Origin of the sequence: Pantoea sp. C8B4, from assembly GCF_051336905.1 — a bacterium.
GTDB lineage: Bacteria > Pseudomonadota > Gammaproteobacteria > Enterobacterales > Enterobacteriaceae > Pantoea > Pantoea rwandensis_B.
This window is the reverse complement of the sequence record NZ_JBGMNK010000010.1, coordinates 121736-144661: the sequence shown is the minus strand read 5'-3', so window position 1 is coordinate 144661 and position 22926 is coordinate 121736. Positions and strand designations below refer to the sequence as shown.

The following is a 22926-nucleotide window of genomic DNA, read 5'->3' as shown; positions in this document are numbered from 1 at the left end:
GTTACACTCCCGAAAAGTGAAAAGAGGCCGCTATGCTATCAATCCCTGCCCTGTGTTGGCTATGCCGCCTGCCATTACAGATTGCCAGACATGGGCTATGCAGCCGCTGTGTGCAACTAATCCCGGCGCTGCCCGCGATCTGCCCTTGCTGTGCACTGCCGGCCAGCGGCACCCGATTGTGCGGCCGCTGTCTGCGTCGTCCACCGCCGTGGCACAGCCTGACCTGCGTTAGCGATTACCTGCCGCCGCTGAGTGATTGGGTCATCCAGCTGAAATTTTCTCGGGCAACCGCACTCAGAGTGATGCTGGCGCGGCTACTTTTGTTAAAATTGTTAAATAGTCGCCGCGTTAACCTGACGCCGCGCATCGATTTGGTGTTGAGTGTGCCGTTACATCGGCGTCGTGCCTGGCAGCGTGGCTATAATCAGGCTGAGCTGCTGGCAAAACCGCTGGCACGCTGGCTAGGTTGTGAATATCGTGCGGGGGTGCGCCGCAGACGGCGGGGGTTGGTCCAGCATGCGTTGCGCGCTTCGGCGCGGAAAAAGAATCTGCGCGGGGCCTTTTCCCTTGAAATGCCGGTGCGCGGACGCCATATCCTGCTCATCGACGATGTGGTGACCACCGGAAGCACGGTGGCAGAAATCAGCCGCATTTTGCTGGCGCAAGGTGCGGCCAGCGTGCATATTGGCTGCCTGTGCCATACCTTGTAGAGCGTCGGCGTTGGGCGTATTATAACCAAGTAATTTAGTCAACTATTGAGCAATCGCCATGATCGTTATTACTGATGCTGCGCAAGAGCACTTCTCAAAATTGCTGTCAAAACAAGAAGATGGCACACAAATTCGCGTATTCGTCATTAATCCGGGTACGCCAACCGCTGAATGCGGTGTTTCTTACTGCCCACCCGATGCAGTAGAAGCCACTGATACTGAAATGAAGTTCGAAAAGCTGTCAGCCTATGTTGATGAGCTGAGCGCGCCTTATCTGGAAGATGCTGAGATCGATTTTGTCACCGATAACCTCGGTTCCCAGCTGACGCTGAAAGCGCCAAACGCCAAGATGCGTAAAGTGTCTGATGATGCGCCAATGGTTGAGCGCGTGGAGTATCTACTGCAAGCGCAGATCAACCCACAGCTGGCTGGTCACGGTGGTCGTGTATCCCTGATGGAAATCACCGATGACGGTTACGCGATTCTGCAGTTTGGCGGCGGCTGTAACGGCTGTTCAATGATCGACGTCACGCTGAAAGATGGCATCGAGAAAGAGCTGCTGGCAGCGTTCCCTGAGCTGAAAGGTGTGCGTGACCTCACTGAACACCAGCGCGGCGAGCACTCTTACTACTGATTTTTTGCGGCAGCACACCCGAGCTGCCGCAAATTTCTACCTCGCTTTGCGCCCGTCATTCACCGCTTTCAGAACCTGCTTCACGGCTTTGTCGGCAAACATCTCTTCCAGCGTGACACATAACTTGCGCCGCCAGTTCGGATACTCATCCACGGTGCCAGGCACGTTTACCGGCATTGTCATGCCGAGCCAATCTTCCGGCTGCAATCCCAGTAATGCGCTTTCCGTGCGGGCCAGGTAACGGTGCATCGCCACATTCAGCGCCGGCGTAAGCGGTTGTTTCAACGCAGGTTGACGACTGCGCGCAGGCATGGCCCCCGCCTGCTGTAAGGCATCCAGTAAAGCCTGCTTTTGTGCCGTGCGTTGTTGTTGCAGGGAGTGCAGCACGCTATCGCGATACATGCCAAGCTTTTCACCCAATGCCAAATCTTCCGCCTGCCAGAATCCGCTCAACGTGGGCAAATCATGGGTGCTGGCACTGGCAATCGACTGGCGAGGATAAGCTGAAGGCTGGCGATAGCGGCCATCGCGCTCCTGTTCGAAGAACAGTACTTTCCACGAGAAAATGCCGTGGCTACGCATCATGCGCACGATGATCGGCGGCACAATGCCCAGATCCTCGCCGATCACCATGCAGCGATGTCGCTGACTTTCCAGCGCCAGAATCGCCATCAAATCGTCCACCGGATACGACACATAGGCGCCTTTATCCGCTGTCTCACCATACGGAATCCACCACAGCCGCAATAACGCCATCACGTGATCGATACGCAACGCGCCGCAATCACGCATATTGGCGCGCAACAAATCGATAAAAGGCTGATAGCCGCGCGCGCGCATCTCGTGCGGATCAAGCGGTGGCAACGCCCAGTTTTGCCCCAATGGCCCCAGGCGATCCGGCGGCGCACCCACAGAAGCGCCCAGCTTGTACAGCTGCGCATCCTGCCAGGTTTCTGCACTGTGCTGCGCCACACCCACGGCGAGATCACGGTAAAGCCCCACCGTCATGCCGAGTTGCTGGCTGCGCTGCCAGCAGGCGGCAAATTGCTGTTGCGCCAGCCACTGCAACCAGCACCAGAACTGAATCTCGTCCTCATGCTGCGAGCACCACTGTTGCACCTCGGGCTGATGTGCATTGCGCCAGGTTTCCGGCCATGACGCCCAACCCCACTCCTTCTCCTGCTGAGCGCTGCGTTCTGCCAGAATGCCGTCAAACGCCGCCTGATAGCGCAGATGATCGCCGCCCTCAGCGACAAATTGCAGGAACGCCTGCTCAGGCTGATAATGCTGCCAGGCCAGACGTAGCGCCGTGATTTTCAACTCCGCCACCGCACGATAGTCGACATAGTCAGTTGCGCGCGCGGCTTGCACAGCCTTGCGCGTTTCAGTGCGTTTCCACCAACGCTGTGCTTCATCACTTTGTGCGAATGCCGCGACCTGATTGATGTCGATATACAACATATTCAGCCAGCGACGCGAGGTGGGGCTATAAGGGCTGGCGTGTTCAGGCTGCGCAGGATAAAGCGCGTGTAACGGGTTGAGGCCAACAAAATCGCCACCGTGAGCGGCAACCTGCTCCAGCATTTGCGCAAGATCGCCAAAATCACCGATCCCCCAATTGCGATCGGATCGCAGCGTGTAAAGCTGTACCAGCGCTCCCCAGCGTTTGTCGCCTTGCGCTAGCGGTTCGGATAAATAGCAGCGACGTGGCGCGATAATAATGCGCGAGTGCCACTGCTGACGTCCCTGCCGCAAGGTCAAACGGTGATAACCCTGCGCCAGACGCGGTGGCAACGCGAAGGCTTCCCCCGCCTGTAGTGTGCCGCTGTAAGTTTTGCAGCGTTCGGTTTCAAACTGCCAGCTAAACTCGCCTTTGCCCTGCGGGCAACACTGACGCGGACGGCGCGGGGTGAAAACCAGCACCGGCGGCAGTGGTGGCGCTTTACCTTCCGGCGTATTCATCACCGCCAGCAGTGCACGTTTGGTGTCGTCGCTGATGCGCACCCGCTCACCGTTCGCGTTGGTAAAATCTACCGCAATACCTGCGTCCTGCGCGGCCTTATCCAGTTTGCTGAGTGTCATCGCGTCTCCTTGGGTGCGGTGCGCATCCATGCGCACCCGACGAAAACCGTACCGAACAACATCGGGTTGCCATTGATGGCGAGCTGGAAATCAGCGCGCGGCCTGCCAGATACGCTGCTGGTAATCGCGAATCGAACGATCGGAGCTGAAACGTCCGGTGCGCGCGGTGTTAAGAATCGCCGCTTTGGTCCACGCCTCCGGATTTTTCCACAAGGCTTCAACCTGCTGCTGCGCCTCGAGATAAGCCTCGAAATCGGCCAGTACCAGCCAGGGATCGCCGCCTTTGGTCAGGCTGGTGAGCAGCATGTCAAATGCCTGCTTGTCACCTGCACTGAACTTGCCCTTCTCCAGGTCTTTCAGCAAACCATCCAGATACTTATTCTGCTTGCGCAGCTTTTTCGGGCTGTAGCCGTTGGCTTTGAGCGCCTTTACCTCATCCACCGTATTGCCGAAGATAAAGATGTTCTTCTCGCCCACCGCTTCGGCGATCTCAACGTTTGCGCCATCCAGCGTGCCAATGGTCAGCGCGCCGTTCAGCGCCAGCTTCATATTCCCGGTGCCGGATGCTTCATAACCGGCGGTCGAGATTTGCTCCGAGAGATCGGCTGCCGGAATCATCAGCTCTGCGGCGGTAATGCGATAGTCCGGAATAAATACCACTTTCAACCGATCGCCAACTTTGGGATCGTTGTTAATCACTTCAGCCACTTTGTTGATGGCGTAGATGATGTTCTTGGCCAGGTAGTAGCCTGGCGCGGCTTTCGCACCAAACAGAAACACGCGTGGCACAAAGTCGGGGTTATCAGGATTGTCCCGCAGCTGACGATAGCAGTGCAGCATATGCAGCAGGCTGAGGTGCTGACGTTTGTACTCGTGTAGCCGCTTAATCTGCACATCGAACAGCGCATCAGGGTTCACATCAATGCCGGTCACGCGTTTGATATACACGGTCAGCCGCAGCTTGTTCTGCTGCTTGATGGTACGGAACTGCTGACGGAAAGCTTTCTTGCGCGCATAGGGCGCCAGCCACTCCAGCGCATCCAGATCGTTGGCCCACTCCACCTGCAACGTCTCATCAATCAGGTTCGACAGCAGCGGATTGCACTGCTTCAACCAGCGGCGCGGCGTGATGCCGTTGGTCACATTGTGGAATTTGGTCGGCCACAGTTGGTGATACTCCGGGAACAGATCCTTCACCACCAGCTCAGAGTGCAGCGCCGCCACGCCATTCACGGCGAAACAGCTCACCACACACAGGTTCGCCATACGCACCTGCCCGTCGGCCACCACCGCCAGCTTTTGCCAGGTCGCGCTGTCGCCAGGCCACTGCTTCTTGACGATTTTTTTCAGCCGCTGGTTAATTTCGCGGATGATCAGCATATGGCGCGGCAGCAGATCGCGCACCAGCTGTTCATCCCAACGCTCTAGTGCTTCCGGCATCAGCGTGTGATTGGTATAGGCGAATACACGACTGGTGATGTGCCAGGCTTCATCCCAGCTCAATTGATGCTCATCCAGCAGAATACGCAGCATTTCCGGGATGGCGATGGTGGGATGGGTATCGTTGAGCTGGATGACTTCAAAATCGGGCAAGGTGTGAATCGAGCGCCCAGCGAGATGATGACGACGCAAAATATCGCCCACCGCGCAGGCGCACTGGAAATATTGCTGCATCAGGCGCAGGCGCTTGCCTTCAGCGTGATTATCGTTGGGATACAGCACCTTGGTGAGTTTGTCAGCATCAATGCCGGGCTGTTCGGCCTGCAGGAACTTGCCATCATTGAACAGGGTGAGATCGAACGGATGCACGCTGGTGGCTTGCCACAAACGTAACGGCAGCGTCACGCCATTGCGGTAGCCGACCACCGGCAAATCCCAGGCTTCACCTTTAAGATGAAATTTAGGTCGCCACTGCAGCGAGCCATCGCTGTTTTTCTTCACTTTGCCGCCGATGCCTACCTGCACATCCTGCGCGGCGTTATGGCGAAACCACGGATAACTGTTGCGCTGCCAGTCGTCCGGCGCCTCTTTTTGCTGGCCATCGTCAAAGGTCTGGCGGAACAAACCGTACTGATAATTAAGGCCATGTCCCATCGCGGCCTGCCCGACAGTGGCCATGGAGTCCATGTAGCACGCGGCCAGGCGCCCCAATCCACCGTTGCCAAGCGCCGGATCCACCTCCTCCTCCAGCAATTCACTGAGTTCTACCTGATGCGCCGCCAGCGCTTCCTTCACCTCGTCGTACCAACCGAGATTCAGCAAGTTGTTGCCGGTCAGGCGGCCGATAAGAAACTCCATCGACAGATAGTTCACATGGCGTTGGCCTGCGCGCGGTGTGGCGGGCGCCTGCGTGGCGAGCATCTCCGTCAGCACACGGCTTAATGCCTGCCACCACTGATGCGGTGTCATTTGCTGGGCGGAGGTAAGTCCAAGGTGCTGCCATTGGCGGGTAAGTGCGGCGTCGAAACGTGTCTTATTAAATTTTTGCTGCGACATATCAATCCCTTCGAGTCCGTTAACGGTAAAGATGGGCGAGCGCATAACCAGAAAGGATAAGTAAAGCCGGGGGCGAAGAAAAAAGCGACAGAGAAATGCGGATGAAGGGAAAAAAAGTGGATTTAAGCGTGGCGCTCAACCTGATGCGACCCTGCGGGCGGCACAGAGGCCGCCCCGGCAGGATGGATTAGCAGAGTTCGAGATGGACTTCGTGTTGCTCAATCACCTTCAGCACGCTGGCGGGCGGCGTCTGATCGGTATACATGTAGTCAATCAGGCTCATATTCCCCAGGTTCACCATCGCATTACGGCCGAACTTAGAATGGTCCACCACCAACATCACGCAGCGTGAGTTTTCGATTATCGCGCGTTTGGTGCGTACTTCGTGGTAATCGAACTCCAGCAGTGAGCCATCCATATCAATACCGCTGATGCCGAGAATGCCGTAGTCGAGGCGGAACTGGGAGATGAAATCCAGCGTCGCTTCGCCCATAATGCCACCATCACGCGTACGCACTTCACCGCCGGCGATGATCACGCGGAAGTCCGGTTTCGCCATCAGCAAAATTGCCACGTTGAGGTTGTTGGTCACCACGCGCAGATTGTTATGGTTCAGCAACGCATGCGCCACCGCTTCAGGCGTGGTGCCGATATCGATAAACAGCGTGGCACCATCGGGGATTTGGCTCGCCACACGCTCGGCAATGCGCGCTTTCTCCGCCGACCACATCATTTTACGATCCTGCCATGCGGTGTTTTCAGAGCTGGAAGGCAGCGCCGCGCCGCCGTGATGACGCTGGATTTTATTCTGATCGGCCAGATCGTTCAGGTCACGCCGAATGGTTTGCGGGCTCACCTCAAAGTGATCCACCAGCTCTTCCGTACTGACATATCCCTGGCGTCGCACCAAATCGATAATGGCGTCATGACGTTGCGTCTGCTTCACATCTCTCTCCTCGGCTCAGAGCCGTTTTCTTTTTATACCTGCTACCGACGTGCCACATTGCGCGTATCGACAAACGCCATTGCCAGGCCGACCAGCAAGCCGGTGACATGTGCAGCGTTAGCAATCGACAGCCCAAAAGCGCCGTACCAGCCAATAATCAGCCATACAATAGCGAAGCCCATCAGACCGCGCTCCAGATAAATGCCACTTTCGGGATCGCGCTCGCCACGCAGCCAGCAATAACCCATCAGCGCATACACCACGCCCGATAGTCCGCCGAACAGCACACCGCTGAATTTGGCCTGCATCCAGCCGCTCAACAGCGCGGAAATGAGCATAATCACAAACAGCTTGCCGCTGCCAATGCGCTTCTCCACTGCGCCACCGAGATACCACCACCACATCAGATTGAACAGGATGTGCAGCAGTGAGAAGTGCAACAGCGCATGGCTAAACCAGCGCCACACCTGGAAATACTGCGAGGAGTCAGCAGGCCACGCCAGCCAATCCAGCGCCACATCATCACCGACAATCTGCATCATGATGAACACCGCCACGCAGGCAATCATGATCGTCATGGTGAGCGGGCCTGCGCGTTCACGAATATTCGCCCAGATGTTGCTGCGTTCATAGCGCAAGCCACTTTCGGTACTGCCTGTATGCCAGCTGGCGGCCTGATAGCGCGGGTGATTAGGGTCGCGTACGAACTGGGCAAGTTCGTTTTCAACCATCTCCAGCCTGGCTTCATCATCCAGCATAATGACATAGTGGCTTTCGCGCTCAATACGCAGCGTGACGCCGCGCGTTGCCATGTAATCCACAAACGCCTGCGCCATACGCGGGTTGTTGAACTGAGTAATGCGCATCGTGCGGGTTCTCCTTCCTTTATGTGATCGTCTCAGACGCCGCCAGTGGCCACCTGCGCGGGGAAGACGGCACGCCAGGCGTCAAAACCGCCATCGATGCTATACGCTGCACTGAATCCCTGCCCTAACAAAAACTGCGCCGCCCCTTTGCTGCTGTTGCCGTGATAGCACATCACCAGCACCGGCAACGCATGATTCGCCTGCGCGATAAAGTCCGCCAGATTGTCATTCGACAGATGCAACGAGCCTGTCGCGTGGCCCATGGCAAAGCTTTGTGGGTCGCGAATGTCCACCAGCTGTGCGCCTTGTGCCAGGTGCTCGTTAGCCTGCTGAACCGAAATACATTCGAAGTTTTCCATGGTGTCTCTCATAAGGTCGTCACAATTAGCGCCTAGTTTAACCTGAGAATCCGTCGCGATAACCTGACAAAAGTTATGGCTATGGATTTTTTTTCCTGCAGGAATGTTAGCTATATCACGCAAAAATGTTTTTATTGAGTTAAGCGCTGGCATCAATGTTGGTTTCCGATTATTATTACGCTCGAAAACGAACATTTTAGAACTATTCCGAACATCGGAGGAGATGACGTGGAAACCAAAGACCTGATCGTGATCGGCGGCGGCATTAACGGAGCCGGCATTGCAGTGGACGCTGCAGGACGCGGACTGTCAGTGCTGATGCTGGAGGCGCGGGATTTGGCCTGTGCAACCTCCTCCAACAGCTCTAAATTAATCCACGGTGGCCTGCGCTACCTGGAACATTACGAATTCCGTCTGGTGGGCGAAGCGCTGGCCGAACGTGAAGTGCTGCTGAAAATGGCACCGCACATTGCCTTCCCAATGCGCTTCCGCTTGCCACATCGCCCGCATCTGCGTCCGGCGTGGATGATTCGCCTTGGCCTGTTTATGTACGACCGCCTGGGTAAACGCACCACCTTACCGGGCAGTAAAGGCCTGCGTTTTGGCGCGGAATCGGCCCTTAAGCCTGAGATCACGCGCGGATTCGAATATTCCGACTGCTGGGTGGACGATGCGCGCATGGTGGTACTTAACGCGCAGGAAGTGGTGAAACAGGGTGGCGAAGTGCGCACCCGCACCCGCGTTAACCGTGCATGGCGCGAAGGCGGTCTCTGGATGGTAGAAGCGGAAGATATCGATACCGGCAAAATTTTCACCTGGCGCGCTAAAGGCCTGGTCAACGCCGCTGGCCCATGGGTGAAGCAACTGTTCGACGATGGTCTGAAACTAAAATCACCTTATGGCATTCGTCTGATCAAAGGCAGCCACATTGTGGTGCCGCGCGTACACCGTGAAAAGCAGGCTTACATCCTGCAGAACGAAGATAATCGTATCGTGTTTGTGATTCCGTGGATGGACGAGTTCTCTATCATCGGTACGACGGATGTGGAGTACAAAGGCGATCCGAAAGACGTGAAGATCGATGACAACGAAATCAGCTATCTGCTGAAAGTGTTTAACGGACACTTCAAACAGCAGCTGAGCAAAGATGACATCGTCTGGACTTATTCTGGTGTGCGTCCGCTGTGTGATGACGAATCGGATTCTCCGCAGGCCATCACCCGTGATTACACGCTGGATGTACACGATGACAACGGCCAGGCGCCGCTGCTGTCCGTGTTTGGCGGTAAGCTGACCACCTATCGTAAGCTGGCAGAGCACGCACTGGAGAAACTGGCGAAGTACTATCCCAACGCCGGCCCAGCCTGGACTAAATCAGCAGTACTGCCAGGCGGTGATTTCTCTGGCACCCGTGAAGATTACGCCGCAGGCTTACGTCGTCGCTATCCGTTTATCAGCGAAGGCATGGCGCGCCACTTTTCCCGTACCTACGGCAGCCGCACCGAAGAACTGCTGGCAGGCGCAAGCAGTCTGGCGGATCTGGGCGAGAACTTCGGCCACGAGTTTTATGAAGCCGAATTGCGCTACCTGGTGAAAAATGAGTGGGTGCGCGAACTGGATGATGCAATCTGGCGTCGTACTAAACAAGGTATGTGGCTGACAGAAGCCGAGCAGACACGCATTCGCGAGTGGCTGGCGGTCAACGGTCAGAAACCGGCGCTGTCGCTGGCTTCGTAATCCAGGCCAAATAAAAAGGCCGTTATCCTGAAAGGGGTAACGGCCTTTTTTATGGTGTCTGAAGTCAAAACAGCGCGATGAGTCGCACCGCTACAACGAAAGTTCACAACCCGCAGCGGCGCAATTGATTGCGTATCATTGAACTTATAAACCGGTATTCTCGCGAATATATTTACGTGCTTTCACCGCATATTCGAACGGATTGGCCAGCGCCGGATCCTGCTCCGCTTCCACCACCATCCAGCCTTTGTAGCCGTAATCGTCGAGGATTTTGAACACCGGTTTGAAATCAATTACGCCGTCGCCCGGCACGGTGAAGGTGCCTTTCTTCACGCCATCAAGGAACGACAGTGATTTTTCACGTACTTCAGCCACCACGCTGTCACGCACATCTTTCAGGTGGACGTGGAAAATACGTGGCAGATATTGGGTCAGCACATCCAGCATCGCCTGCTGTGAGCCTTCGGAGTAGTAGATGTGGCCAGTGTCATACAGCAGGCCGACATTCTGATTGGTCGATTCCATAAAGCGATCGATTTCCGCTGGGGTCTGAATGCCGGTCCCCATGTGATGGTGCAGCGTCACGCGCATGCCCTTCTTCGCCGCGATTTCAGCCAACTCGTTGTAGCCTTCCGCCGTCAGGCGCCACTCTTCATCCGTGAAGATCGGCTTCTGCTCCAGCACCGCCAGCGTGGTGCCCTGAATACTTTTACTTTGCTCGGAGCAGCCAATCACGCGTGCGCCCATGGCGTGCAGGAAGTTCATGTGATGGGTGAACTCGTCGATGGTTTTCGCCTTGTCACCGTTGGCGAAGAAAGTGCTGAACCAGGCATTGCAGATTTGGATACCACGAATATCCAACATCGGCTTCAGCACTGCGGGATCTTTCGGGTATTTACTGCCGACTTCACTGCCGGTGAAACCTGCCAGCGCCATTTCACTGACGGTCTGCTGGAAGGTATTTTCGCTGCCCAGCTCTGGCATGTCATCGTTGGTCCAGCCGATTGGCGCAATCGCCAGTTTTACATTGTCTTTGTTCATTTCAATTCCCTGATTCTGAGAGAGAAGTGTTAGCGCACGGATTCAGTTATTTGGCGTAAAAGTCTGGACGCGCTGGCATGGTCACCGGCTCAATAGCGCCGCTGTTCTGGGCTTTATGGCACGCATCCGCCGCAACGGAAGCGGCAAACCCATCCCAGGCGGAAGGACCGGTCAACTTGCCCGCCGTGGCGTCATTGATGAAGGCCTGCAGTTCAACGTCATAGGCTTCAATGAAACGGTCTTTCCAGTCAGTGAGCAGCGCATTGCCGAGACGCGCGTTTTTGCGCATCTGAATAGAGGAAGGCTCAGGCAGCTTGGCAATGCCCTCTTCGCCCACCACTTCACACTGAATGTCGTAGCCGTATGCGCAGTTCACGAAGATCTCGACATCAATACGAATGCCCTTCTGGGTTTCGAACAGCACGATTTGCGGATCTTTCAATTTGGCGTGGCTCTTCGAGGTGGAGCGCGGGAACACCACCTGCACCGATTTATAATCGTCTTCGGTCAACCAGCGCAGCACGTCCAGCTCGTGAATCAGGGTGTTGGTGATCGCCATATCGGTGGTGTAATTTTCGCCCACGCTCTGGTTGCGGTGCGCACAGTGCAGCATCAGCGGCTCGCCGATTTCACCGTCAGTGATCACTTTCTTCAACGCGCGATAGCCTGAATCGTACGGACGCATAAAGCCCACCTGCACCAGGCGTTTACCGTGTTTAATTTCGGCATCAACGATGCGGCGGCAGCCTTCGGCGCTCATCGCCAGCGGCTTCTCGCAGAACACCGGCTTACCAGCAGCAATGGCGGCGAGGGTGAATTCTTCGTGGGTCGGATCCCATGATGTCACCAGAATGGCATCCACCTCCGGCGAGTTAATCACCTGATGACCATCCTGATACACCTCAGCTTCGATATTCAGACGCTGCAGCGCCGCACGGGCCCCTTCCACGTTGATATCTGAAACCGCCACCACTTTCGCGCCCTGCAACACATTGTTGCAGCGACGAATGTGATCCTGACCAATTGCACCGGTACCAATTACACCGAGTTTGAGCGTCATAATTACACCTGTAGAGTCGGATAAGTATGCCCTTCATATTTCAAGATGCAGGTGCGTTGGCTGCTCTCGTTGGCCGCCTTCCTGACTCTCGAATTATTTGGGGTACATAGGGTGAAACAAGGCCGACGAACGCCGGCCTAAAAAGGGTGTTAGTACTTACGTGCTTGTTCGATATGCACGTTAAGCTTGTCAGCGACTTCCTGCGTGCGTTCAGACGTTGAAGTCTGAGCCACACCAACGTGCCACCAGCTGAAATATTTGTGAATCATGGTTTTTGGCAGCACTTTGATGTCGAACAGCACTGAAACGGTCTGTTTCTGCGCGTCAATCAGTGCAGCTTCCAACTGTTCCAGCGTGGTGATGCGATAAGTTTTACAGCCGTAACCGCCCGCAATCGCCGCGAAATCGACCGGAATAAAGCCGCCATCCAGCTTGCCGCCTTCCGGGTTGCGGAAACGGAACTCGGTGGTGAAGCTGTCCATGCCGTGTTCCATCTGCAGGTTGTTAATACAGCCGTTGGTCATGTTATCCAGCAGCACCACGTTGATTTTCGCGCCTTCCTGAATCGAGGTGACCAGCTCGGAGTGCAGCATCATGAACGAGCCATCGCCAACCATCACGTAAACTTCACGCTGCGGCTGCGCCAGTTTCACGCCCAACGCGGCGTTGACTTCGTAGCCCATGCAGGAATAGCCATATTCAACGTGGTACGAGTTGTAATCTTTGGTGCGCCACATGCGTTGCAGGTCGCCCGGCAGACTGCCCGCTGCCGCGACAATCACTGCATCCTTTGGGAGCTGCTCGTTTAAGGTGCCCAGCACACTGCTCTGCGTCAGCACTGACTGCGTCAGGCGCTCAAACTCAGTAAACAGCGCTTCACGGTCAATGTGATCGGCGATTTCGGGAATAAAATCGTCAGTGTTATAAGTGGCGGCATACACACGCTGCGTCTCTTTCAGCAGCTTGCTTTGCGCCTGCTCAACCTGACCGCCCCAGTGGTTCTCAAAGCCTTTCAGTCCGCTTTCCAGTGAGGTCAACCCTTCACGCGCATCCGCTAACAGCTGCACTGCATCGAGCTTGTAGCTGTCGAAATTGCTGACGTTGATGTTGAGGTAGCTCACTTCAGGATTCTGGAAAATCCATTTCGAAGCGGTGGTGAAATCGGTGTAGCGCGTGCCGATCCCGATCACCAGGTCGGCTTCTTTCGCCAACAGGTTAGCCGCCAGGCAGCCGGTTTCGCCGACGCCACCCACATTCAGTGGATGATCAGAAACAATGGTGCCTTTACCGGCCTGTGTTTCCGCAAACGGGATGTTAAAGCGTTCCGCGAATTTCAGCAGCGCGGTACCGGCATCGGAATATTTCAGACCGCCACCCACGATAATCAGCGGCTTGTGTTTACGCGCAATCAGCGACAGAGCATCTTCCAACTGGGCAGCAGTCGGCAGACGGCGATCCAGACGGTGCACACGTTTCTGGAAGAAATATTCCGGGAAGTCCCAGGCCTCACCCTGCACGTCTTGCGGCAGCGCGATGGTCACGGCACCGGTTTCCGCCGGGTCGGTCAGCACACGCAAGGCATTAATACAGGCAGTCATCAGCTGTTCAGGACGGCTAACGCGGTCCCAGTATTTGCTCACCGCGCGGAAGGCATCGTTGGTACTGATGCTGAGATCGTGGCTCTGCTCGATCTGCTGCAAAACGGGATCGGGCTGACGCGTCGCGAACACATCACCCGGCAGCAGCAATAAAGGAATGCGGTTCGCGGTCGCCGTGGCAGCTGCGGTGATCATGTTCGCCGCGCCCGGTCCCACTGAAGAGGTACAGGCAATAATCTGACGACGCAGTGACTGCTTGGCGAAACCAATCGCCGCATGCGCCATGCCCTGTTCATTACGACCCTGATGCACCACCAGATCGCCGCTGTCCTGCTCCAGCGCTTGCCCCAGTCCCAGCACGTTACCGTGGCCGAAAATGGCAAAAATGCCTTTCACAAATTTGGTTTCAACGCCGTCAACGTTCAGATACTGGTTATCGAGAAATTTCACCAGCGCCTGTGCCGTGGTAAGTCTGATTGTGCCCATATGCTTCTTCCTTTACATGCTGGTACCTGACGTGAGGTACAACGCGGTTCGGGTTTTCGCTGCCGTTACGGCACCCGCGGATAAGTGAAACGTGTGGCGATTATAAACAAATATTTTTTTCATTAAACGTAATTACAGAAGAAACATTTCATTTTGCGATGGAGATCAAATTCAGCGATGAAACGTTGCCAGCGGAGGCCGTTGCAGGGGTAAAAGTGGAATGACAAAATAGCATTTTAACAAGATAGCGAAATTTCATTTCACTTCAGTAGCTTCCTTTATTCACAGCCATTTTCCTGCGACCTGGCTCACAAGCCAGAGCATCAGTGAAACTGATGCTAAACAGCGTGCCGTGATAGCGCATTGTGCAGAGTTTTACCTCGGTCACAAAATCGCGATGGATGTTTCATTTCATATTGTATTTGGAATTTTTATTCCTCATACTGCAACCATAGCCAATCAGGCACCTTGAGAACCCGGAAGCATAGCGCTTGATGTTGGGCGTTTTCGCCCCAGTGTCTGCTTATCACAGAAGGAAACCACAGGTATGAGTACACAACAGAAGCGGCTTGATGTGATTTGTATCGGACGCATCGCCGTCGACCTCTACGGTCAGCAAATCGGATCACGTCTGGAAGATATGACCAGCTTTAATAAATATCTGGGCGGTTCTTCCGGTAACGTGGCCTATGGAACAGCCATTCAGGGCTTGAAATCAGCCATGCTGGCACGCGTAGGGGATGAACATAACGGCCGCTTTCTGCGAGAAGAATTGCAGCGCGTAGGTTGTAACACCGATGGGCTGATCACCGATAAAAACCGCCTGACCGGCCTGGTGATCCTCGGTATTAAAGATGAAGATACCTTCCCGCTGATCTTCTACCGCGATAACTGTGCCGATATGGGCCTGGTGCCGGATGACATTAAAGAGGAATTCATCACCTCTTCTCGCGCTGTCGCGGTCACCGGTACGCATCTTTCACATCCGCAAACCCGCGCTGCGGTACTGAAAGCGTTGGATATCGCCAAACGTAATGGTCTGCGCACCGCACTGGATATCGATTATCGTCCGGTGCTGTGGGGCCTGACGTCACTGGGCGATGGCGAAACGCGTTTCGTTGAATCCGGTGAAGTCACGAAACAGCTGCAGGAAGTGCTGCACTATTTCGATTTGGTGGTAGGAACGGAAGAAGAATTCCATATTGCCGGCGGCAGCACGGATACGCTGACAGCACTGAAAAATGTGCGCCAGGCAAGCAAAGCCACGCTGGTGTGTAAACGTGGCCCGTTGGGTTGCGTGGTGTTTGAAGGTGATATCCCGGACAGCTGGGAACAGACCAAATTGCAAACCGGTGTACGCGTTGAAGTCCTGAACGTGCTGGGTGCAGGCGATGCCTTTATGTCTGGCCTGCTGCGCGGCTGGCTGAATGATGAAAGCTGGGAACAGGCTTGCCGCTACGCCAACGCCTGTGGTGCGCTGGTGGTCTCACGCCACGGTTGCGCGCCAGCGATGCCAACCAAAGAAGAGCTGGACGATTTCCTTGGTCGCGATAAAGATGTGAAACGTCCGGATTTGGATGCGCGTCTCAACCATCTGCACCGCGTCACCACGCGTAAACAGCAGTGGCCAGAACTCAACGTGTTCGCCTTTGACCACCGTAAGCAGTTGGCCGATATGGCACGTGAAGCGGGCGTCAGTGAAGATAAGATCCCGCAGTTGAAACTGCTGCTGTTGCAGGCGGCACAGGAAGCGGCCAACGAAGCAGGCTTAAATGAGAAGAGTGGGATTCTGGCGGATACCACCTACGGCCAGAAAGCGCTGAACGCCATTACCGGCAAAAACTGGTGGATTGGCCGCCCTATCGAACTGCCAAGCTCGCGTCCCCTGCGTCTGGAGCACGGCAACATCGGTTCGCAGCTGGTCGACTGGCCGGCAGAGCACGTGGTGAAATGCCTGGTGTTCTACCATCCGCACGACAGCGCCGAACTGCGTAAAGAGCAGGATGAACTGGTACTCGATGTGTGGAACGGTTGTAACAAGAGCGGGCATGAGCTGCTGCTGGAACTGATTCTGCCGGAGAGCAATCCGGACCGTAATGAAGCGTACTATTACGACATGCTGAGTCACTTCTACAGCCTGGGCATCCAGCCGGACTGGTGGAAACTGCCACCGCTGTCGGCGGAGAGCTGGCAGGCCATCAGCGGGTTGATCGAACAGAACGATCCCCACTGCCGCGGCATTCTGTTGCTCGGCCTCGATGCACCGGAAGAGACGCTGAAAGCCGGTTTCGCTGCGGCGGCGCAAGCGCCTTGGGTGAAAGGCTTTGCCGTCGGACGCACCATCTTCGGCCAACCGTCACGCCAATGGCTCAACGGTGAGCTGGATGATAAAGCGCTGATTGAAACGGTGAAAGGCAACTATCTGCGACTGATTGGCTACTGGCGCGCGGCGCGTGGCTGACAGGGTTTAATCACAGTTAAAAGCGGCTCGCAAGAGCCGCTTTTTTTATTGGCTTTTGCCTTCTCGCTAATCACTTCTTTTTGTGAGGCATTTCATAAACCGATGAAATAAGCGTCACGATAGCGTCAAACAAATGAAATTTTCCATCCATCTGGTACTATAGCGCTCATTATCCAGCCATATTTTCTTTTTTGACGGGCCGAAGTCATGACCAATAATCCAACCCAATTAACCTTGTTACAGGACGATATCCGTCGTCGCTATGAGACGCTGAGTAAACGCCTGAAGCAGGTGGCTCGTTATATACTTGATAACAGCAACAGCATTGCTTTCGATACCGTCGCTTCCATCGCGCAACAGGCCGATGTGCCGCCCTCCACGCTGATTCGCTTTGCCAACGCATTTGGCTTCAGCGGTTTCAACGAAATGAAACAGGTTTTCCGTCAACATCTGATGGAAGAAACGGTGAACTATACCGAGCGCGCCCGTCTGTTCCGCCAGACCGCAACGGATGACAGCGCCAGTTCTCCTGAGAGCCCGGTTGAGATTCTCAACGTCTTCACCATGGTGAACAGCCAGGCATTGCAGCAGCTAGCCATGCAGGTTAATCCGGACCAGCTGAACAAAGCGGTGAAAATGCTCGATGAAGCCGAGAATATCTACATCATTGGCCTGCGTCGCTCATTCAGCGTTGCGTCCTATCTGGTGTATGCACTGCGCCATCTGGAGCGTCGTGCGTTTCTGATCGACGGTCTCGGCGGCATGTTTACCGAGCAGTTGAGCATGGTGAATCCCAAAGACGTGGTGATTGCCATCAGCTACTCGCCGTATGCGCGTGAAGCGGTTGAGCTGGTTGAGTTGGGTGCCAAACGCGGCGCACATCTGATTGCCATCACCGACAGCCAGGTGAGTCCGCTGGCCGCCTTCAGCGATGTGTGTTTTGTGGTGCGCGAAGCGCAGGTTGATGGCTTCCGTTCGCAGGTCGCCTCACTCTGTCTGGCGCAGACGCTGGCGGTTTCACTAGCGTTGAATAATACCGGCACCGGCGAATAACTTCGCCGAGCGTTGCACATCAAAAAGGGCAGCCATTTGGCTGCCCTTTTTACATATGTCATTCATATCTTGCGATGTTCTGGCAGATGCGCATCACTGCACACCCAACGACAAGCGTATCGCTAGCCGATAGGGTCGCCATTAGGGCGACCTGCGACTTTATTTACTGCGCGGATACTTATCGCTGTTCACCCAGGCGTGATCTTTTTCCCAGGTAAACTTCCACAAACGCACCGGACCGGCCATCACGTTCAGATAGTAGTTATCGTAACCCGCAATGGTGGCCACCGGATGGTAGCCACGCGGGACGGTCACCACATCGCGGTTATACGGCGCCATGCACTCGTCGAGTGAACGGTCGTCGGTATACACGCGCTGCATCGCGAAACCAGGCTCTGGATCGAAACGGTGATAATAGGTCTCTTCCAGATAGGTCTCATCCGGGCTGGTTTTCTGGTCATGTTTATGGCTCGGGTACGAACTGGTCGCGCCCTCGTCGGTATACACTTCCACCACCAGCAGGCTGTCGGCCTCTTTGTTGTCCGGTAAAATGTTGTGCACCAGACGCTGATTGCGCCCTTTACCACGCTGCTCCACACCCACATCTTCCGGGGCAATCAGGCGCGCAGGCAGGTTGCCTTTGCTCGGCGCATTACACACCGCCAGTTCCAGATCGCTGTCGGCGTAGACTTCTACTTCATCATCGTGCGGCACATACACCGAGTACGGTGGAATACGCTCGAACGGTGACAGGCGTTTGCCGAGGTTGGGAAACTCCGCGTTGCGGGTTTTCACTGAGGCAAAACCCGCCACCAGCACCAGGCACAGCTCTTTATCGCCGCTGCTGAGTTTCAGGCTTTGGCCCTTCTTCAACAGATAAGCATCAAAACCGACATACTCCCAGCCCGCACTTTCCGGCGTGACGTGCTGAATACGGCCGTTGCTGTCTGGCTGCTGTGCTTTCGAAATCAAAGACATCATCGATCTCCTTGTTAGAGCGAGATTAGCCCAGCGTCGGCATGCTGAACTCTGAAACAGTCTGCTGACCGCTCGGCCAACGCACGGTGGCGGTTTTCATGCGGGTGTAGAAACGCACGCCGTCTGGACCGTGCACGTTCAGGGCACCGAACACTGAGCGCTTCCAGCCGCCGAAGCTGTGGAACGCCATTGGCACCGGCACGGGAACGTTAACGCCTACCATGCCCGCTTCCACGTTCTGCACGAACTCACGCGCGGTGTGGCCGTTGCTGGTGAAGATGGCGCTGCCGTTGCCGAATTCATGGCTGTTTACCAGCTTCAGCGCGCTGTCGAAATCGGTAGAACGCATGATGCTCAATACCGGTCCGAAGATCTCTTCGCGCCAGATCACCATGTCCGGGGTAACGTTATCAAACAGGGTGCCGCCCACGTAATAACCCTCTTCATGGCCTGCGACTTTCACGCCACGACCATCTACCACCAGTTTTGCGCCCTCGGCTTCACCTTTGTCGATGTAGCCCAGTACTTTCTTCTGATGTGCGGCAGAAACCACCGGGCCCATTTCGTTCTCTTCAGCACCTTTCTGGATACCGGGGCCGATGCGCAGCGCTTTGATCAGCGGAGTCAGACGCGCAATCAGTTTGTCAGCAGTATCATTGCCCACTGCGACAACCACAGGCAGCGCCATGCAACGCTCACCGGCAGAACCAAAGGCGCCGCCCATGATGGCATTCACAGTGGCATCCAGATCGGCATCTGGCATCACGATAGCGTGGTTTTTCGCCGCACCAAACGCCTGCACACGTTTACCGTGGGCGCTGGCGGTTTTGTAGATATGCTCGGCCACGCCGGAAGAGCCGACGAAGCTCACTGCCGCAATACGCGGATCTTTGTACAACTGCTCAGCATCTTCGTTAGACGAGTGCACCACGTTGAACACGCCATCCGGCAGTCCCGCTTCTTTCAGCAGTTCAGCCATACGCACAGAGGCTGATGGATCCAGCGCCGGTGGCTTCAGGATAAAGGTGTTACCGCACGCCAGTGCGATAGGGAACATCCACAGTGGCACCATCGCCGGGAAGTTGAAAGGCGTAATACCCGCGACCACGCCAACCGGCTGCATCAGCGAGTAGCTATCCACGCCGGTGCCGACGCTTGGTGAGTTTTCACCTTTGATCAGATGCGGGATTCCGCAGGCAAACTCGATCACTTCGATACCGCGCGTCAGCTCACCTAACGCATCCGACCACACTTTGCCGTGCTCAGACACAATCAGCGCAGCCAGCTCGTCACGGTGTTTTTCCATCAGTGCTTTGAAGTTGAACATCACACGGGCACGACGCAGCGGCGCAGTTTTCGACCATTCAGGGAACGCGGCATGGGCGATTTCGATCGCTTTTTCCACTTCAGCAGCGGTGCTCTGCGTCAGTTCACGCGCGACTTTGCCGGTGGCTGGATCGTATACCGGGATGGTTTCATTGCTGGCGCTGTGGGTAATCTTGCCGCCGATAAAGTTTCCTACGATAGTCATGTCGTTGCCTCTTTGATGTGAAGTTCCCTGCAGGCAGTCGGTTATCACTGCAACACCACCTGACCAGGCAATACGAAAAGCGTGCTATGAAGCTATTACAATGAAATAAATTTTTCAAATACTTCTTTTTGGAAAATTTCCTTTTAGCGGCATGGATCGCATTTTTCCCGCTCTGGCCGTCAGGCAGGCGCAAAGCCCTCACTACGGGCGTTCTTCCCCTCTTGCCCCGGCGCAACCCTAACCCACTGTGACCACACATTTTCTACTTAAGTCACGTCGCTATGCTGTTGCGGGAAACGAAATATGAAATTTTTGCGAGGAAGATCCAATATCTGATATTTCATAATTCACTAACAATGAAATAAATGTTTTCTTTGCAGCATCTGATCCGTATCCTATTACAGGAGCCACACATGGCCATCGATCCAACCCGTTTCTGTATCAACCGTAAAATTGCGCCTGCGCTCTCACTAGAAGCTTTTTTCCAGTTAGTTCAGCGACTGGGTTTGAGCAAAGTGGAACTGCGTAACGATATGCCGGGCGGCAAGGTCACCGATGGTCTGAGCGCGTCGCAGCTGCGATCGCTGGCGGATAAGTATCACATCGAGATCGAGACCATTAACGCGCTCTATCCGTTTAACCGCCCTGATGACGCGCTGTTGAGCAAAGCCGAAGCGATGTTGCAAGAAGCGAAAGCCATTGGAGCCAAAGCGCTGGTGATGTGCCCATTGAACGAGGGTATTGCCATCGCCCCAGAGAAAACGCTGGAGGCGTTGCAGATCCTGGCACCGCGCTTCGCTGAATACGGTATTCAGGGGCTGGTTGAGCCGCTGGGCTTCCCGGTGAGTTCACTGCGCTCTGCGGTGCAGACGCAAAAGCTGATTAAGCAGGCGGGCGTGCCGTTTAAATTGCTGCTGGATACCTTCCATCATCACCTGTACGAGAACGCCGAGCAGGAGTTCCCGCAGGAGATTGAGGTGAACCAGATTGGTTTAGTGCATCTCTCAGGCGTGGAAGATACCCGCCCAACGGTGGAACTGACGGATGAAGAGCGCATTATGCTGAGCGACCGCGATGTGCTGAACAGCGTGGCGCAGGTGAAGCGTCTGGAGATGCTTGGTTATAAGGGCATTTACGCATTTGAGCCATTCTCCTCGGAGCTGGAGAAGTGGGGCGCGAAAGAGATTGAACGCGAAATTCGCCAGAGTATTGAGTTACTGCAAGCCTGATTTATAACGGCGGCCGAGGGTGTGTGGTCGCCGTTTCCCCTACCCTTATCTGTGTCCATAACAAGACACACTTTGTTAGTGTTGGCCTCGGTCGGAGGCCCTTTTTTCCATCCTCGTCATATTTTACGTCATAGCTGCGTTGGCCGCTCTTACTCACCCCAGTCACTTACGGACGTAAGCTCCCGGGGATTCGCGCGTTTGCCGCCTTGCTCTGACTTAAACTATTTCGGGTATGCCTGAGTGCCATAACAACGTTTGCACACCTCAATCACTGACGGACGTAAGTTCCTGGGGACTTACAAACTTGCCGCCTTGCTCTGACGTAAACTATTTAGAGGATGCCTGAGCGATTGAAGACCCTGTTTAGATGCGCCTGAGCGATTGGGATGAATGATGTGAGGGTGCTTTATTCATTGAAGTCAGGCATTTTCTTTGATTTCTACGTTCGCCTCTGCGGGCATGCGCTTCATCATGCGTAACGTGCAGAACAGCGCCAGACATACCAGCAGCGCAGTCAGCAGATACACCAGCGAGACTCCGGCGTAACTCATGATAAACCCCGCAATCGGGCCGGTGATGCCCAATGACAGATCCATAAACGCCGTGTAGGTCGCTAGCGCGCTGCCCTGATTCTGCTGCGGTACCACCTTTACCGCCACCACGCCAATCGCCGGGAACACCAGCGAGAAACCTGCACCGGTTAGAAACGCCCCCATTTTCGCCATCCAGGGATCGAATGAACCCGCCACCAGAAACAGTCCAACCGCTTCGACGGCAAAACAGATGCTGGCGACGCGCAGGCCACCGAGTTTATTGATAGCGTTGGGGAACAGCAGGCGCGTGCCGACAAAGGCGGCACTGAACATCGTTAGGGCAAAGGCGGCACCATCCCAGCCTTTATCCTGATAGAACAGGGTGATAAAGGTGGCGATGACGCCAAACCCTGCTGACCCCATCGCCAGGATCAGGCCAAAACCGTAGATTTTGCCCAGCACATCACGAAACGGCAGCGGTTTGGCTTTGCTGCCTTTCACCGGCGCACGCGGCAGTGCCAGCGCAATCGCCAGCACGCAGATGGCAATGATGATGCTGGAAAGCAGCAGTAAACCGCCGCTGCGGAAAATCACCACACCCAGCGGTGCACCAATCGCCATCGCGCCGTAGGTGACGATACCGTTCCAGGAAATCACCCGACCAATATGCAGCGACCCAACACGCGCCACGCCCCACAGTGAAGTGCCGGTGCCAGAGAAGCTTTGCCCCACGCCCAATATCACGCGCCCCAGACACAGCAAAATCAGGCTGAGGACGCCCTGCCCTTCCGTCAGAGCTGAAAGCAGGATACAGATGCCGCTAATCAGACAACCCACCAGCCCCAGCACCACGACCTTCTTCGGCCCCCACATATCAGCATAGCGCCCGGCATGTGGACGGCTCAGCAGCGTGGCGATGTACTGCAGGCTGATCACCAATCCCGCCCAAAAGGCGCTGTAGCCCAATCCGTCATGGACAAAGCCCGGCAGCACCGCCAACGGCAGGCCAATCGTGAGATAGCTGGCGAAGTTGAACTTCACAATGGAGAGGATCAGAAGATTCAGGCGAAGTCGGCCGTGTTCAGGGGCTGCGGCAGGCTGGTCAGGCATGAGTGATTGCGCTCGT

General features: G+C 55.3%; 17 protein-coding genes. 6 read left to right on the top strand and 11 right to left on the bottom strand.

All coding sequences use genetic code 11. The annotated features are described in order from the left end of the window. Positions 1-32 precede the first annotated feature (32 nt). Both ACCW76_RS14260 and nfuA read left to right on the top strand, forming a co-directional pair. Positions 33-710 carry a phosphoribosyltransferase family protein gene (locus ACCW76_RS14260; protein WP_436338881.1) on the top strand — a complete coding sequence of 226 codons (678 nt, stop codon included), beginning with the start codon at positions 33-35 and terminating at the stop codon, positions 708-710. A gap of 58 nt (positions 711-768) precedes the next feature. Beyond that, complete coding sequence (gene nfuA / locus ACCW76_RS14255; RefSeq protein WP_034819678.1) at positions 769-1344, top strand: Fe-S biogenesis protein NfuA; 576 nt, start codon at positions 769-771, stop codon at positions 1342-1344. A gap of 36 nt (positions 1345-1380) precedes the next feature. Here nfuA and malQ read toward each other — a convergent pair whose 3' ends face one another. The 5 genes from malQ to glpE all read right to left on the bottom strand — a co-directional run bounded on the left by malQ (position 1381) and on the right by glpE (position 8093). After that, positions 1381-3426: a 4-alpha-glucanotransferase gene (malQ, locus tag ACCW76_RS14250; protein ID WP_436338880.1), complete on the bottom strand. Its 2046-nt coding sequence runs from the start codon at positions 3424-3426 to the stop codon at positions 1381-1383. Between the two features lie 90 nt (positions 3427-3516). Next, positions 3517-5922, bottom strand: coding sequence for a maltodextrin phosphorylase (malP, locus tag ACCW76_RS14245; RefSeq protein ID WP_436338878.1), 2406 nt, complete (start codon positions 5920-5922; stop codon positions 3517-3519). Between the two features lie 187 nt (positions 5923-6109). Then, on the bottom strand, positions 6110-6868 hold the full coding sequence (locus ACCW76_RS14240) for a DeoR/GlpR family transcriptional regulator (RefSeq protein ID WP_034819687.1): 759 nt from the start codon (positions 6866-6868) through the stop codon (positions 6110-6112). A 41-nt stretch (positions 6869-6909) separates the two neighbouring features. Then, the gene (gene glpG / locus ACCW76_RS14235; protein WP_038644257.1) at positions 6910-7734 is read right to left on the bottom strand and encodes a rhomboid family intramembrane serine protease GlpG; all 825 of its coding nucleotides are present in this window, start codon (positions 7732-7734) and stop codon (positions 6910-6912) included. A gap of 32 nt (positions 7735-7766) precedes the next feature. Next, positions 7767-8093: a thiosulfate sulfurtransferase GlpE gene (glpE, locus tag ACCW76_RS14230; protein WP_045833772.1), complete on the bottom strand. Its 327-nt coding sequence runs from the start codon at positions 8091-8093 to the stop codon at positions 7767-7769. 228 nt (positions 8094-8321) lie between these two features. Between glpE and glpD the strand changes: the two genes are divergently transcribed. Beyond that, positions 8322-9830 carry a glycerol-3-phosphate dehydrogenase gene (glpD, locus tag ACCW76_RS14225; protein ID WP_436338876.1) on the top strand — a complete coding sequence of 503 codons (1509 nt, stop codon included), beginning with the start codon at positions 8322-8324 and terminating at the stop codon, positions 9828-9830. Positions 9831-9974: 144 nt separating this feature from the next. Here the strand turns inward: glpD and iolE are convergent, their stop codons facing one another. The 3 genes from iolE to iolD all read right to left on the bottom strand — a co-directional run bounded on the left by iolE (position 9975) and on the right by iolD (position 14015). Beyond that, positions 9975-10871, bottom strand: a complete 897-nt coding sequence (iolE, locus tag ACCW76_RS14220) for a myo-inosose-2 dehydratase (RefSeq protein WP_045814078.1) — start codon at positions 10869-10871, stop codon at positions 9975-9977. Positions 10872-10917: 46 nt separating this feature from the next. Further along, on the bottom strand, positions 10918-11931 hold the full coding sequence (locus tag ACCW76_RS14215; protein WP_038644253.1) for a Gfo/Idh/MocA family protein: 1014 nt from the start codon (positions 11929-11931) through the stop codon (positions 10918-10920). A 149-nt stretch (positions 11932-12080) separates the two neighbouring features. Further along, complete coding sequence (gene iolD / locus ACCW76_RS14210) at positions 12081-14015, bottom strand: 3D-(3,5/4)-trihydroxycyclohexane-1,2-dione acylhydrolase (decyclizing) (protein ID WP_436338875.1); 1935 nt, start codon at positions 14013-14015, stop codon at positions 12081-12083. A gap of 547 nt (positions 14016-14562) precedes the next feature. Here iolD and ACCW76_RS14205 point away from each other — a divergent pair. Next, positions 14563-16476: a bifunctional 5-dehydro-2-deoxygluconokinase/5-dehydro-2-deoxyphosphogluconate aldolase gene (locus ACCW76_RS14205; RefSeq protein WP_045814080.1), complete on the top strand. Its 1914-nt coding sequence runs from the start codon at positions 14563-14565 to the stop codon at positions 16474-16476. A gap of 207 nt (positions 16477-16683) precedes the next feature. Continuing rightward, positions 16684-17529 (top strand): MurR/RpiR family transcriptional regulator, encoded by an 846-nt coding sequence (locus tag ACCW76_RS14200; protein ID WP_034819711.1) that lies wholly within the window; start codon positions 16684-16686, stop codon positions 17527-17529. A gap of 159 nt (positions 17530-17688) precedes the next feature. Here the strand turns inward: ACCW76_RS14200 and iolB are convergent, their stop codons facing one another. Further along, on the bottom strand, positions 17689-18507 hold the full coding sequence (iolB, locus tag ACCW76_RS14195) for a 5-deoxy-glucuronate isomerase (protein WP_038644251.1): 819 nt from the start codon (positions 18505-18507) through the stop codon (positions 17689-17691). A gap of 25 nt (positions 18508-18532) precedes the next feature. Then, positions 18533-20038: a CoA-acylating methylmalonate-semialdehyde dehydrogenase gene (locus ACCW76_RS14190; protein WP_038644250.1), complete on the bottom strand. Its 1506-nt coding sequence runs from the start codon at positions 20036-20038 to the stop codon at positions 18533-18535. A 413-nt stretch (positions 20039-20451) separates the two neighbouring features. Between ACCW76_RS14190 and ACCW76_RS14185 the strand changes: the two genes are divergently transcribed. Continuing rightward, positions 20452-21267 carry a TIM barrel protein gene (locus ACCW76_RS14185; RefSeq protein ID WP_436338873.1) on the top strand — a complete coding sequence of 272 codons (816 nt, stop codon included), beginning with the start codon at positions 20452-20454 and terminating at the stop codon, positions 21265-21267. 419 nt (positions 21268-21686) lie between these two features. Here ACCW76_RS14185 and ACCW76_RS14180 read toward each other — a convergent pair whose 3' ends face one another. After that, positions 21687-22910 (bottom strand): MFS transporter, encoded by a 1224-nt coding sequence (locus tag ACCW76_RS14180; RefSeq protein ID WP_045814083.1) that lies wholly within the window; start codon positions 22908-22910, stop codon positions 21687-21689. Between the last annotated feature and the right edge of the window lie 16 nt (positions 22911-22926).